General features: G+C 40.8%; 12 protein-coding genes and 1 tRNA gene. 4 read left to right on the forward strand and 9 right to left on the reverse strand.

All coding sequences use genetic code 11. The features are described 5' to 3' along the window. Positions 1–92: 92 nt before the first annotated feature. The 9 genes from vncS to ACVX3R_RS06735 form a co-directional block, all read right to left on the reverse strand. On the reverse strand, positions 93–1,421 hold the full coding sequence (gene vncS, locus ACVX3R_RS06695) for a sensor histidine kinase VncS (RefSeq protein WP_458794642.1): 1,329 nt from the start codon (positions 1,419–1,421) through the stop codon (positions 93–95). Continuing rightward, complete coding sequence (gene vncR / locus ACVX3R_RS06700) at positions 1,418–2,074, reverse strand: response regulator transcription factor VncR (RefSeq protein ID WP_458794643.1); 657 nt, start codon at positions 2,072–2,074, stop codon at positions 1,418–1,420. The genes vncS and vncR overlap by 4 nt, the downstream gene beginning before the upstream one ends. Positions 2,075–2,215: 141 nt before the next feature. After that, positions 2,216–3,595 (reverse strand): ABC transporter permease subunit Vex3, encoded by a 1,380-nt coding sequence (vex3, locus tag ACVX3R_RS06705; protein ID WP_458794644.1) that lies wholly within the window; start codon positions 3,593–3,595, stop codon positions 2,216–2,218. 55 nt (positions 3,596–3,650) lie between these two features. Beyond that, a complete protein-coding gene (gene vex2, locus ACVX3R_RS06710; protein WP_458794645.1) occupies positions 3,651–4,298 on the reverse strand; it encodes an ABC transporter ATP-binding subunit Vex2 in 648 nt (215 codons plus the stop codon). Positions 4,299–4,424: 126 nt separating this feature from the next. Continuing rightward, the gene (locus tag ACVX3R_RS06715; RefSeq protein ID WP_458794646.1) at positions 4,425–5,702 is read right to left on the reverse strand and encodes an ABC transporter permease; all 1,278 of its coding nucleotides are present in this window, start codon (positions 5,700–5,702) and stop codon (positions 4,425–4,427) included. A 378-nt stretch (positions 5,703–6,080) separates the two neighbouring features. Next, positions 6,081–6,166 (reverse strand) — tRNA-Leu (locus tag ACVX3R_RS06720). Between the two features lie 80 nt (positions 6,167–6,246). Then, positions 6,247–6,822, reverse strand: a complete 576-nt coding sequence (locus ACVX3R_RS06725) for a cysteine hydrolase family protein (RefSeq protein ID WP_458794647.1) — start codon at positions 6,820–6,822, stop codon at positions 6,247–6,249. Further along, complete coding sequence (gene codY, locus ACVX3R_RS06730; RefSeq protein ID WP_000940727.1) at positions 6,822–7,610, reverse strand: GTP-sensing pleiotropic transcriptional regulator CodY; 789 nt, start codon at positions 7,608–7,610, stop codon at positions 6,822–6,824. Before codY ends, ACVX3R_RS06725 begins: the two co-directional genes overlap by 1 nt. A gap of 282 nt (positions 7,611–7,892) precedes the next feature. Continuing rightward, positions 7,893–9,449 carry a DEAD/DEAH box helicase gene (locus tag ACVX3R_RS06735; RefSeq protein WP_458794648.1) on the reverse strand — a complete coding sequence of 519 codons (1,557 nt, stop codon included), beginning with the start codon at positions 9,447–9,449 and terminating at the stop codon, positions 7,893–7,895. Positions 9,450–9,787: 338 nt separating this feature from the next. Here ACVX3R_RS06735 and ACVX3R_RS06740 point away from each other — a divergent pair, with 338 nt between their 5' ends. The 4 genes from ACVX3R_RS06740 to gatD all read left to right on the forward strand — a co-directional run bounded on the left by ACVX3R_RS06740 (position 9,788) and on the right by gatD (position 14,887). Beyond that, positions 9,788–11,104: an FAD-containing oxidoreductase gene (locus tag ACVX3R_RS06740; protein ID WP_458794649.1), complete on the forward strand. Its 1,317-nt coding sequence runs from the start codon at positions 9,788–9,790 to the stop codon at positions 11,102–11,104. Between the two features lie 605 nt (positions 11,105–11,709). Next, positions 11,710–12,465: a hypothetical protein gene (locus tag ACVX3R_RS06745; RefSeq protein WP_458794650.1), complete on the forward strand. Its 756-nt coding sequence runs from the start codon at positions 11,710–11,712 to the stop codon at positions 12,463–12,465. 296 nt (positions 12,466–12,761) lie between these two features. Beyond that, on the forward strand, positions 12,762–14,105 hold the full coding sequence (murT, locus tag ACVX3R_RS06750) for a lipid II isoglutaminyl synthase subunit MurT (protein ID WP_458794651.1): 1,344 nt from the start codon (positions 12,762–12,764) through the stop codon (positions 14,103–14,105). Continuing rightward, entirely contained in the window at positions 14,105–14,887 is a 783-nt protein-coding gene (gene gatD, locus ACVX3R_RS06755; protein ID WP_308688170.1) for a lipid II isoglutaminyl synthase subunit GatD, read from the forward strand. The genes murT and gatD overlap by 1 nt, the downstream gene beginning before the upstream one ends. Positions 14,888–14,970 lie beyond the last annotated feature (83 nt).

A 14,970-nucleotide genomic window follows, 5' to 3' on the forward strand; every position in this document is an offset into this window, starting at 1 on the left:
TTCATTTTATCACTTTTTGATAAAAAAAGCTAGTTTTTCCCATACTTTAGATTGAATTTCTTCTAATCCGATTGATGTAAGCCTTTTCTTTTTTAATCTTGGCTAACTCTAGGAAAGCGTATAAAGAAAGTCAAGCGATCATCCTGCCTTTCAAAACGATAAGGCAATTTCTCATGTTCTAATAAACTTTTGACCACAAAGAGTCCCATCCCTGAACCCTTGGCCTTGCGACTAGCATTTTCAGAAAAAGACTGGACCAGCTTTTCTTGTTCTTCAGGACTACAGCTATTCTCAATAAAGAGTTTCCCTTCTCTCTCGCCGATACGAACCAAACCACCTGGAGTGGAGTGCTTGATAGCATTACTGATGAGATTCGATAGAATCAATTTCATGACAGATGGGTTTATGTAAGCCTGCTGATGGGTCAAGCTATTATCTATCTGAAGTTCTCTTTCCTTGGCGAGCAAAGCATAATCCTTGACCAGACTTTGCGTCATCTGAAGGAGGTCAACCTCTTCTTTCTCGTCTCGCAATTCCTGAACAGAAGAAAGAGACAATATCTGGAGAACGTGGTGACTGAGGTCGTCTACAATTCCCAAGGCAACTCCCAGATAGTGGTCTCTATCCTTATAACGACCTACATTTTCTTTCATATTTTCAATCAGAATTTTCAAGCTAGCCAGAGGTGTTTTCAATTCATGAGAAGCCCCTCGTAGGAACTCAACCTTCATCTTCTCCAGCTGGAGAATAGCTTCATTCTTGTCATGCAAGTCCGCAATGACAGTCCAGAGATGCTGGTAAAGGCTATTGATTTGTTCCTTGAGATCACCTATCTCATCCTTAGAATCCACGCGCAATCGCACTTGGGCATCCAAATCCATCATCCGACGGGTCACCCGCTTGATTTCCAAGATCGGAGCAACAATAGTCCGAGCATAGATATAAGCTACCAAAAGGGAAATCAAAAAGGATGCCAACAAGGTATAGGGAAGAAATTGAAGACTAATCTGCTCTGCTTCTTTTTGCAAATCCATAGACGCTAGAAACTGGAGAGTCATAGTGCTACCATCTTGCGTTTTCACCTCACGCTCCTCGATAAAGAGGGAAGTAGTTTGACGGTCCGTATCCAGAGGAAGATTGTCCTTGACTTCTAACTTGTCCTCAGTCATCTCACCCTTAACGGACCCTTTGATATCACTGGTCTGGGAATACAAGTCTAAGACTTGCTCAATATTCTGCCTATCTTTTCCATCCAGGGACTGGGCAATGGCTGTCGCTTTCTGACCAATGGTTTCCTGACGATGACTTAGATAAGTAGAGGGAAAGAGAAAATAAATGGCTAAATGAAGACAAATAACCAGAACACTAAAAATCGAGAAGGTATAGATAAAAATCTTTGTAAATAGACCTGTCCGTTTCATTTTCGCTCCAATTTATAACCAACATTGCGCACAGTGAGGATACAATCCAAGTCTAGCTTTTTCCGTAATTCCTTGATATAGACATCAATGACACGGTCAAAGGGAACCTCATCTGTCACCTTCCAGACCGCATCAATTATCTGAGATCGGGTCAAGGCTCGTCCTTCATTTTTCACCAGATAGTCCAGAATTTCCAACTCCTTGGCATTGATAGCCACTTCTTGACCTGCTAGAGTTGCACTGTAACTATCAAAATCCACCTTAGTATCTTTATAAGAGAAGACTCGTCCTGTATCGTAGTAGCGCTTAAAAATTGCATCCACCCTCACTTTTAAGAGGAAGAGGGAGAAGGGTTTTTCCAGATAGCCGTCTGCCAGAGAGGCAAAGGCGCTCATCTTGTATTCCTCATCCTGAAAGGCGGTCAGCATCAAGACGGGAACCTGACTGGTTTTACGAATCTCAGCTAGGACTTCGAGACCATTAAGCTTGGGCATCTGGATATCCAGCAGTACTAGAGCAACTTCATAGCTGGAAAATTTTTCCAGAGCTTCCTGACCGTCTGCTGCTTCAATGGTTTCATAACCACAATCCGTCAGATAGTCACTAATCCCCTCACGAATCATCTCCTCATCTTCTACAATTAAAATTTTCATAGAAAAACGTTTCACATTCCTTTAAGTTTCTTGTAAATCTTCTCTGTTTCATCCTGATAGGACGAGTCCTTATCAAGATAAAATAGATAAAAATGCTACCTATATTATACCCCATTTAGGGGAGAATAGGTAGCAAGTTTTTTATTCACTATCGAGCAAGAGCTCTTTTGGTTGTTTTCTGAGGAGATTGCTTGAGGCAAGCGCCATAACGAGAACCACTAGAACCAAGGCAAGGACAAAGACGATGATAAAGTCTGATGTCTGAATAGAAATATCTAGGCTCGACAAGGTCTTACTAAAGCCATCTACTTCTGCACCACCACCAAGATTAGAGGCTTGAGCAGCCTTGCTGGCTTGCTTGGCAACACCTGAAGTGACATTGGCAAGAACAGTATTTCCGATGGCACGGGCTGTGTAGTTGGCTAGGAAGTAAGCAGAAATAAGAGCAGGAATAGCAATCAAGATAGATTCGGTAATGAATTGCCCCAAGATACTTGCCTGCTTGAGACCGATAGAGAGGAGGATTCCCACTTCCTTGCGACGGGCGTTGATCCAAAGACTAAGCAAGAGCGCAAGGAGAAGAACTGAGAAGCTCAAGCTACCCCAGAAGAGGAGGTTGGCCATCTTGTACATACCAGAGATGGATTGCTCTAGAGCTGGGTAGTTAGAGGAGCTCTTCACAAGTGTGTAGCTCTTCCAGTTGATACCGCTGATACCATTCAACTCTTTCATAACATCATCCAAGTTCTTGTCTGCTGTTACAAAAAAGGTTGCGTCCCCATAAATAGCTGTGTCTTCTGTGTATCCATAAAGTTTTGCAGCAGTGTGAATGTCTGTGATAGCTGTGTTTTCATAGAGTTCTTGTGAGTAGGTTACTGCTGACTTATTATGACCATCAAAGAGTCCCTTGATAGTCACTTCGACTGTTTCCTTGGCTCCTTTTTCATTGTCTGCATCGTAGATATTAGAGTCTAGTTTGACCTTATCTCCAACTTTCCAGCCGTGTTTGGCTGCCAAGTCCTTGTGCATGAGGATCTTGTCCTTGTCGTCGTTGGTTAGGTGCTCACCTTCGACCAGCTTATATGAACCAGAGACAAATTTATCTTCTTTAGAGGAATCATTGACACCTGTAATCATCAAACTACTTCCAAACCGTTTTGCTCGGTCAGCAGTGAGATTTTTCTTGATTTCTGGCGTTTCAATCAGGTCGTATCCAGTCAAATCTCCGATAGCGTTGATGCGTTTAACATAAGACTCGATGGCCTTGTTTTCGGTGATTTTTTTGATATCCTCACCCTTGATATTCCCAGAACCACGTGGCGTTCCTTGATTGACGCGACGATTGATTTGCATGGAGAAGCTATTGGTGATATTTTTAAAGGTCTCCTGAGAAGCCTTGGCAGTAGCTCCCTTGATCGACAAGCCGACCAAACTCAAGCTCGCCATGAGGAGAATAATCAGGAAGATAACAATCGATTTGAAAAACTTCCTTGTAACATAGGCAAATGCGTTGTGTAACATAGGTTCCCTTTCTAGATTTGATTCGTTTTTATCATTCTATCAAAACAAACTCATCTTATTTTGTAGTATTGCGAGTTTCAGTCAGTTTCTTGTCCTTCAATTCAAGTGTAATATCTGACGCTTGTGCCACTTCTTTACTGTGGGTGACGACGATCACACATTTACCTGTTTTCTCGGCAAGTGATTTGAGCAGTTCGATAATATCTCCGGCAGTTTTAGGGTCCAGATTTCCTGTTGGCTCATCAGCTAGAATAACTGGAGCTTCTGATACCAAACTGCGAGCGATGGCTACACGTTGTTGTTGACCACCTGATAACTGGAGAACGTTCCGCTTGATCTGACTTTCATCCAAACCAAGCTCAAGAAGTGTATCCTTGCTTGCTTTTTTGTTGACCAAGCGGATATTTTCCAGCGGAGAAAGATAATCTATCAAGTTATAATTTTGAAAGACTAGGGAAATATGGTGCATGCGATGGTAAGAATACCCCTTATTCTGAATGTCCTCTCCTTGGAAAAGGATAGAACCTTCAACAGGACTATCTAGACCAGCAAGCAGGGACAAGAGAGTGGATTTTCCTGCTCCTGACTCACCAATGATACTATAAAATTTTCCGGGTTCAAAATTATACTTGATCTGATATAAAACTGCTTCAGCAGTGTTCTTGTAACGGTAGGTAACATCTTGCAATTGTAATAAAGTCATGATTTCTCCTTCTTATACTCAATGAAAATCAAAGATCAAACTAGGAATCTAGCCGTAGGTTGCTCAAAGCACAGCTTTGAGGCTGCAGATAAGACTAACGCGGTTTGAAGAGATTTTCGAAGAGTATTAACTAATAGATGATAAAATTTCCTTAGGCGATTTTCTAAATAAGAATAGGAAACAAAGGGCTACAGACAAGCAACCAATCAGGAGCAGAAAGACATAGGATTCTGCAAAGGATAGGAGACTAGTTGATAGACCGCTTGCTTTGGCCAGCGTGTCTTGTAAGGTTGCCTGATCTCCACTGGCTAGTACAGTTTGAAGCAGATAGGATGTGATGGCGTTTCCTGCAACAAATGCTGGAAGCAAAGCTCCAAGTGATACCAAAACTACCTCTAAACAGAACTGGAGGAAGATCGAGCTCTTGCTTTTTCCAAGTGCGAGTAAAATTCCCACTTCGTAGACTCTTTCTCTCAACCAGAGAGACAAGACCAAAATCAAAGCTCCTGCTCCTGCTATCAACATCCCATAAAGGAAGATGGTGAGGAAGGTTTGGAAGGTTGCAACTGAGTCTTTAATTTGTTCAAAGGCCTTGTTTTCCTTCTCAACTTGGTAGCCTTGACTTTCCAAAGCCAAGTTTTCCACCTGCTTCATGAGTCCGTCCATTTCCTTAGGATTTTCTACATAGAAGCGCGCTGCACTGACTTGAGCTTCACTATTTCCCAGAAGGGTTTGGCTGCTTTCATAGTCTGTAAAGACTTGGTTTTCACTGAAGTCAGAAGACAAGCCTGTGAACTTCTCTTGTTTTTTTCCAGAAAAGATGCCGACAATTTCAAACTCTACTGTTTGCCCTTTTCCAGCTTCGGATTGACCAGCATCCAAGCCAATCTTGTCATGAAGCGAAAGACCGTTCTTCTTAGCCAACTCTTCGTGAATAAGGATTTTCTTAGAGTCTCCTTTTTGAAGGTGTCGCCCTTCTTTTAGATTGAAAGCCGAACTGGTAAAGGTGACATCCTTGGATGAATCCTCGAGAGCCGTTAAGCTAACCAAGTTCTTGTCTGCAGCAGACAAATCATCACGTTCTACGCTCTGCTCACCACTCACCGCTTCCTTGTCTTTCAGTTTTGCGACCGTTTCGAGTTCAGGAGAGACATTTTCCAGTCCCTTAATCTTGCTCACGGATGCTAGGTCAGACAACTTGAAGGTCTGTCCATTTTCTATCTTTTTGATAGAAAAAGATGTGTTGAGCGATTTGTAAAGATTGCTTTCTACTGTTTTGTTGGACTTCATCAGAGTCAAACAGGCTGAAATTCCTACTAAAAGGACAAATAAAATCAGAAATAAAATAAAACTTCTCAGTCGTTTTCTGCTGACATAAGCCCAAGCTCTTTGGATTGGATTCATTTGTCACCTCCATATTTGTAAGACTATTATAAAATCCAAATATGAAATGTTTATGAAATCAAAAAAATTTTTTTGAAAAAAACAAAAAAGCTAGCAAACGCTAACTTTTCTCATATAGAATGCGTTTTACCAATCAAAAATATACTCCATTTTATAAATGCTGGCACCGTCTTTCAGCTTAGTATTCTCCATTTCCTAAGTTCTTCATTTTCTGACTTGTGTCTGAGAAAATTCTTGGTAGAATGAAATGGAAAACTCAGTTTAAATGTTCTGATACAATGACTGTTCTTGATGCCAATATTTTTCGAGATACGAAACGTAGCCTCTAGTCTTCTTTGTAAAAACAAAAAGAGCTAGCCAAAGCTAACTCTTATCCTATGCGGAGAGAGGGACTTGAACCCTCACGACCTAAAGCGGTCACAGGATCCTTAGTCCTGCGCGTCTGCCAATTCCGCCATCCCCGCGTCGATTACTTTACTAGTATATCAACTTTCAAAATCTTTGTCAACACTTTTTTCAGATTTTTTTCATTTTTCCAAGGGAATTATTCTTGGATTTCAGCCAGATTTTCATCCAGCAACTTGGCTCCCAGAGTGTTCTTAAAATGACCAAGAGCAAACTGATGATTTTCTGGCCAAATAGAGGCGACCGCAGGTTTGACAATCTCGATTTGATAACCTAAATTATAGGCATCAATAGCCGTATGAAGAACACAAATGTCAGTCAGGACTCCAGTTAGGATGACTGTATCAACCCGACGTTCCCGCAAACGGATATCTAGGTCTGTTCCTGAAAACGCTGAATAGTGACGCTTGTCCATCCAAAAGACACGACTATCAGAAGCATGGACTTGGTAAAAATCTGCTAGTTTTCCATACAAGTTGCGACCACTAGTTCCAATGATGTTGTGAGGTGGGAAAAGTTTACTCTCAGGATGAAAATCATCCCCTTCCTCATGAGCATCAATGGTGAAGAAAACATAGTCCCCACGTTCAAAAGCCAATCTGGTCACTCGATTAATTGCCTCTGATATGGCTTGAGCAGGTGCCCCTGCAGTCAGCTTTCCATGGTCTGCTACGAAATCCTCTGTATAGTCAATTGAGATTAAAGCCTTTGCCATTAGTAGTCCCTCTTTTTCACTTCCTCAAAAATATCACCAATTAGAACTTTGAGATAAGTCCCCTTCATTCCGAGTGAACGGCTTTCAATAATTCCTGCCGACTCCAGCTTACGGAGAGCATTGACAATCACTGAGCGCGTGATTCCAATACGGTCTGCAATAACAGATGCAGTCAGCTGCCCTTCATTTCCATCCAGCTCAGCTAAAATAGCTGAAACAGCACGAAGTTCTGAGTAAGAAAGGGTATTGACCGCCATAGTAACAGCAGTACGGCGGCGGATATTTTTCTCATCTTCTTCACGTTGGAAGTTCAAGAGTTGAATCCCTACCACCGTGCTCGCAATCTCAACAAGAATCAAATCTTCATCTTCAAATTTCTTATCATTGCGCCAAATGATCAACGAACCTAGGCGAATCCCTGATACATGAATCGGAGCAATGGTCGTCAAACCATCTGGAAAATCCGCACGGCTCTCTACAGGGAAAATGGTCAAATCATGTTCAACAGGAAGGTTGGCTTCCGTATCATAGATCATGTTTGCACCTTGAATATAATCATCTGGAAAAATCTTAGTTTGAAAAAACTGCTCTACACGATCTGTATTCGTTTTATAACGCATAAAGTAGCCTAAAAGGCGTCCCTTGCTATTCACAATACAAGCGTTACAATCAATAATATCTGCCAACTGGCGTGTAATCGCATTATAAGGAAGTTCATCTTGAAGTTGCTCCTCTGAGCGTTTCAAAATAGAAGTAATTTTTCTTGTTTTTTCTAATAAATGTGCCATTTTTTACCTCGCATTTAATCGCTATCATTATAACATAAAGAGCGTGAATTTTCAATTATTATCTGAAAATTGCTTATTTAATTACAATTTTGAACAGCAAAAATATTTTAGAAAAATAAGATCTTTTGTGTTGACAGCTGAATTATTTTTTATTAATATAACATTATAAGAAGATGACATGGTAAATCCCTTTCCGTTTCACCTATCCTTTACTATCACCATCTTCTTTTACCCTTGGTCTCCTTATATATAAAAGCGATTCACAATGTGAATCGCTTTTTCCTACTTGTCTCCTTTGTTACGAATAACAAAGCCAGTCTTCTTTTCGCTTGAGGTGTTGTGAGGTTTTTTATTGTCTTTATTACGATAGCGTCTGTCTTTATCAAAACGATCGTTCCCGCGGTTGCCTTTTTTGAAATCATCACGGCGGCCACCACGACGGTTATCTCCTCGACGATTGTCGCGTCCACGATTACCTCCAGAACGTCCATTTCCTGACGGTTTGAACGGCAGTGGTTTTTCACGCGCAATCTCCACTTCAGGAAGACTATCTGGATCTTGGACTGTCAGACTCAAGATATACATAGCCAATTCTTCTGGACTAAATTCGGCAGCTAACTTACGAGCATCTTTAGCAAATTTCTCAAAGTTCCCACGAATAGTTTCATCCGCAAAATCACGTTCGATTTTCTTGAGAGCTACTTGTTTCTTAGCTTGGAAGGCTTCTTCTGCTGTCGCTGGTTTCAAGCCTTTCATGCGTTTCTTAGTCAAGTTTTCGATGATTTGAAGGTAGCCCATTTCGTTTGGAGCTACGAAAGTAATAGACTGACCTGACTTACCAGCACGACCTGTACGACCAATACGGTGAACATAACTTTCAGGATCTTGTGGAATATCGTAGTTGTAGACATGGGTCACACCTGAGATATCCAAACCACGTGCTGCCACGTCTGTCGCAACTAGAACATCAAGGTTACCATTTTTAAAATCACGAAGGACACGAAGACGTTTATTTTGGTCCAAATCACCATGAATTCCTTCAGCACGGAAGCCACGGATTTTAAGACCACGAGTCAATTCATCCACACGGCGTTTGGTGCGACCAAATACGATAGCAAGTTCTGGTTGTTCTACATCCATGAGACGGGTCATGGTATCAAATTTTTCTTGTTCTTTAACTCGGATATAGTACTGGTCAACCAATTCTGTTGTCAATTCTTTGGCAGCAATCTTGACATGTTCAGGGTCTTTCATAAACTGAACACCGATACGTTTGATAGCATCTGGCATGGTTGCTGAGAAGAGCAAGGTTTGACGATTTGCAGGGACACGGGAAATGATGGCTTCGATGTCTTCAAGGAAGCCCATGTTGAGCATTTCGTCCGCTTCGTCAAGGATCAGAGTTTCAATATCTTGTAATTTCAAGGCCTTGCGTTTAATCAAGTCCAAGAGACGGCCTGGTGTTCCTACCACGATGTGAGCACCAGATTTAAGAGCCTTGATTTGCTTTTCAATGCTGGAACCACCGTAAACTGAGCGAACTTTCACTCCCTTGCTACGGCCAAAGCGGAAGAGTTCCTCTTGACTTTGGACAGCAAGTTCACGAGTTGGAGCGATGACCAAGGCTTGGATGGTCGCTTCTTCTGTACGGACTTTTTCAAGGGTTGGCAAACCAAAGGCAGCAGTTTTTCCTGTACCAGTCTGAGCTTGACCGATAACATCTTTTCCTTCGAGAGCCAATGGAATAGTCTGTTCTTGGATAGGACTTGCTTCTACAAATCCAGCTTTTTCAATCTCTGCTAGCAATTCAGCAGACAAGTTAAATTCATTAAATTTCACGTTTTTCTTCTTTCTAAAGGTGGTGCGAAGCCACCCTATAAGGCTTTAGTGTATACTTTTCTTTTCATGACGTATCTTCTTAAAAAATGAGATACCGTGTTGCTTCTTTTCCACGAAAGAAAAGTACTGGTTTCTTTGCAACCTATCTAGTATAACACAAGACTAGAGCAAAAGATAGTAGAATCCATTAGGAAAACTATGTAAACGATTTATTATCTATTGAATTAGAATTATAGAAGTTTTTGATAGACTTTTTGACCGGAAATCATTTCCCGTAGCAGATTTGTGCAAAAAGTGTTTTCTTGTGCTAGAATGAAAATCAAATAGGAGGACTATGAATGTTAACATATGATTTAATCGTTATTGGATTTGGTAAAGCTGGGAAAACACTAGCTGGTAAATTGGCTTCAGCTGGCAAAAAAGTTGCCCTCGTTGAACGTAGTAAAGCTATGTACGGTGGAACTTGTATTAACATCGGATGTATCCCAACTAAAACCTTGCTAGTTGCTGCTGAGAAAGATTTGTCTTTTGAAGAAGTCATTGCTACCAAAAATACTATCACTAGTCGCCTCAACGGTAAAAACTATGCTACTGTTGCGGGTACAGGTGTGGATATCTTTGATGCGGAAGCTCACTTCCTTTCAAACAAAGTCATCGAAATCCAAGCTGGTGATGAAAAACAAGAACTGACTGCTGAAACAATCGTCATCAACACTGGTGCTGTTTCAAACGTCTTGCCAATCCCTGGACTTGCTACAAGCAAAAACGTCTTTGACTCAACAGGTATCCAAAACTTGGATAAATTGCCTGAAAAACTTGGAGTCCTTGGTGGCGGAAATATCGGTCTTGAATTTGCAGGTCTTTACAACAAACTTGGAAGCAAAGTTACAGTCCTAGATGCCTTGGATACTTTCCTACCTCGTGCAGAACCTTCCATCGCAGCTCTTGCTAAACAATACATGGAAGAAGACGGTATTGAATTGCTTCAAAACATCCGTACTACTGAAATCAAAAACGACGGTGACCAAGTTCTCGTCGTAACTGAAAACGAAACTTACCGTTTCGACGCCCTTCTCTACGCAACTGGACGTAAACCAAACGTAGAACCACTTCAACTTGAAAACACAGATATTGAACTAACTAAACGTGGTGCTATTAAAGTAGACAAACATTGTCAAACAAACGTTCCTGGTGTCTTTGCAGTTGGAGACGTCAACGGTGGACCTCAATTTACCTACATTTCACTTGATGACTTCCGTGTTGTCTATAGTTACCTTGCTGGAGATGGCAGCTACACACTTGAAGACCGTCTCAATGTACCAAACACTATATTCATCACACCTGCACTTTCACAAGTTGGTTTGACGGAAAGCCAAGCAGCTGATTTGAAACTTCCATACGCAGTGAAGGAAATCCCTGTTGCAGCCATGCCTCGCGGTCACGTTAATGGAGATCTTCGTGGAGCTTTCAAAGCTGTTGTCAACACTGAAACCAAAGAAATTCTCGGTGCAACTATCTTCTCAGAAGGTTCTCAAGAAATCATCAACATCATCACTGTTGCTATGGACAACAAGATCCCTTACACTTACTTCACAAAACAAATCTTCACTCACCCAACCTTGGCTGAGAACTTGAATGACTTGTTTGCGATTTAAGTTGAGACTGATTTGTTAGCTAACAGCCCTATTTGGGCTGTTTTTGCTTCTGCGAAATCTCAAATCTGTCTTTTCTCTCTTTTATGATATAATGTCCAAACTTTACTTAGCAGTCCTAATTATATATTGGGTCTCAGGTCACTCTTTCAAATATCAGCAATACATATGACTTTGAATAACTCGCTTCAGCTCATCGTTTTATGGGTAATTTAAAAAGTATATTTTGCAATGATTGTTTCATGCCTAATTAGTAAATTATCCACTCTTTGCGCGGGTCGTATGTGTATTTTCATCGGTTTGTGGAAAGGTTTTACCGTTTGCAAATTGATGGTTAAGTCGATATATTTTTTCTTCTTAAATATTTTCCAAATTATTTAATCTTTTTAAAGATAAGAATCACTTTCTAATCAATCAAAGGATACTTCAAATTTCTTCATTCTTGATAATATGAGCAATACCCTGCAAAATGTTTAAACTTTATCATTGTAAAAAATATCGAAAGAAATCCCATATTACATTAGTATATATTTGGTATGGGATGAAATTGACTTTCGAAAACATTAACTATATAATGTCTGTAAACAAGAAATAATGAGGTAACGATTATGAATAAAACAGAATTACTGTTACAAAGACTAGATGATATTGGTCAGTCTCTAAAAGATTCTAGACAAGCACTAGCTTTGCTGGCACTTGGTTCTTGCGGAGTAGAAAGAGACCGATTGGATCAATACTCAGATTTGGATTTTTTTGTTATTGTAAAAGATGGCTACAAGCAGGCCTATATACAGGATCTAACTTGGTTAAGTAATTTAGAACCAATTGCATTTCACTACCAAAATACAGTGGACGGACATAAAGTTCTATTTGAAGATGATGTTTTTTGTGAATTTGCTGTCTTTGAAGCTCATGAACTAGTAAACATTCCCTTCGCTGAAGGCAAGATTATCTGGAAGGAGGTCGGTTTTGATGGAACAATCTGCCAGCCACAAAGATTGCCATCAAAAGAAAATAGAGACCGCGAATGGCTGTTGGGAGAAATTTTATGCAACCTATATATAGGACTAGGTCGCTATCAACGAGGGGAAAAATTGGCTGCTTATGATTTCATCCAAAACAGATCCGTCAAGCTTTGGACCGAACTAATCAATTTGGAAAAAACTTCTAAATCTAATTTTATAGATATTTTTAACAGCAACAGACGATTTGAAAAAGGTTATCCAAATGAAGCCAAACAATTACCCTACTTTTTGCAAGGTTACGAACGAATTTCTGAATCTGCTCAGGCACTCCTAGAATATCTTGATAAACACTATCCTCTTAACGCATTTATAAAAGAAAAAATTCGTAATTTATTATAAAAGAGACTTTCCAAAAAATGATCTAAATCCCAAAAGTTAGGTATCTTTGTCAACTATAATGGATTAATGAAATTTTAAAACCTGTAGAGGATAATCAATGTCCTCTCCTTTCTTATATTCAGAGTGAGAAAGATTTATTTCTTAAAGTTGCCAAAGTTATCAAATCCAAAGATATTGTATTTGATTGGTTTGGTTTAATCAGAACCTAAAAAGCACTTCTAAGGTTACTTCTTTAGTTGATCTTAGAGGTTACTTTAGTTATTGGACTGCTGGGCGCAGTATGATATAATAGAAACATGAAATTAAAAACTACTTTGGGCCTTCTTGCTGGACATTCTTCTCACTTCATTTTGAGCCGTCTTGGCCATGGAAGTACGCTCCCAGGAAAACTCGCCCTTCAATTTGATAAAGATATTTTACAAAATTTAGCTAAGAACTACGAGATTGTCGTGGTCACTGGAACCAACGGGAAAACCCTGACAACTGCCCTCACTGTCGGCATTTTAAAAGAAGTTTATGGTCAGGTCCTAACCAATCCTAGTGGTGCCAATATGATCACAGGTATTACGACAACCTTCTTGACGGCCAAATCCTCTAAAACTGGGAAAAACATTGCCGTTCTAGAAATCGACGAAGCCAGTCTTTCTCGTATCTGTGACTACATCTATCCTAGCCTTTTTGTCATCACTAATATCTTCCGTGACCAGATGGACCGCTACGGTGAGATTTACACAACTTATAAGATGATTTTGGATGCCATCCGTAAGGTGCCTACAGCCACTGTTCTCCTCAATGGTGACAGTCCCCTTTTCTACAAGCCAGCTATTCCAAATCCTGTAGAGTATTTTGGTTTTGACTTGGAAAAAGGACCTGCCCAACTGGCTCACTACAATACCGAAGGGATTCTCTGCCCTGACTGTCAAGGCATCCTCAAATATGAACTCAATACTTATGCCAACTTGGGGGCCTATATCTGTGAAAATTGTGGTTGCAAACGTCCTGACTTGGACTACCGTCTGACCGATTTGATTGAGTTGACCAACAATCGCTCTCGCTTTGTCATCGACGGACAAGAATACGGCATCCAAATCGGTGGACTCTACAATATTTACAATGCTCTTGCTGCGGTTGCCATCGCCCGTTTTCTCGGGGCTGATTCGCAACGGATCAAGCAAGGATTTGATAAGAGCCGTGCTGTCTTTGGACGCCAGGAAACCTTCCATATCGGTGATAAGGAATGCACCCTTGTCTTGATTAAAAATCCAGTCGGTGCGACCCAAGCTATCGAGATGATCAAACTAGCTCCTTATCCATTTAGCCTATCTGTCCTCCTTAATGCCAACTATGCTGATGGGATTGATACTAGCTGGATCTGGGATGCGGACTTTGAACAAATCACTGACATGGACATTCCTGAAATCAACGCTGGTGGTGTTCGTCATTCTGAAATCGCACGTCGTCTACGAGTGACAGGCTATCCAGCTGAGAAAATCACTGAAACAAGCAATCTGGAGCAAGTTCTCAAGACCATTGAGAACCAAGAATGCAAGCATGCCTATATCCTAGCAACCTATACGGCTATGCTGGAATTCCGCGAACTGCTGGCTAGTCGTCAGATTGTTAGAAAGGAGATGAACTAATGGTTTATACTTCACTTTCCTCAAAAGCTGGCAACTACCCTTATCAACTCAACATTGCCCACCTCTATGGAAACCTCATGAATACCTACGGAGACAACGGAAATATCCTTATGCTCAAGTATGTGGCTGAAAAACTGGGAGCTCATGTGACGGTTGACATCGTTTCACTTTATGATGATTTTGATGAAAACCACTATGATATTGCCTTTTTCGGTGGCGGTCAAGACTTTGAACAAAGCATCATCGCAGGCGACCTTCCTGCTAAAAAAGAGAGCATTGACAACTACATCCAAAACGACGGTGTGGTTCTAGCCATCTGCGGTGGTTTTCAACTTTTGGGGCAATATTATGTTGAAGCTTCAGGTAAACGTATCGAAGGGCTCGGTGTCATGGGTCACTACACCCTCAACCAGACTAATAACCGCTTTATCGGTGACATCAAGATCCATAATGAAGAATTCGATGAAACCTACTATGGATTTGAAAATCACCAGGGACGTACCTTCCTTTCTGATGACCAAAAACCGCTGGGACAGGTTGTCTATGGAAATGGAAACAACGAGGAAAAGGTCGGCGAAGGGGTTCATTATAAGAATGTCTTTGGTTCCTACTTCCACGGACCTATCCTCTCACGTAATGCCAATCTAGCTTATCGCCTAGTTACTACTGCCCTCAAGAAGAAATACGGTCAGGATATCCAACTCCCTGCCTATGAAGACATTCTCAGTCAAGAAATCGCTGAAGAATACAGCGACGTAAAAAGCAAGGCAGACTTTTCTTAAACTAAAGAAAACTATATCAAAGAGCTCCGCTATCATATCGGAGTTCTTTTTGCCTGCTCTTTTACCCTTCTCCCTTGCATTTT

The sequence above is a fragment of the Streptococcus sp. 517s genome, assembly GCF_054445985.1.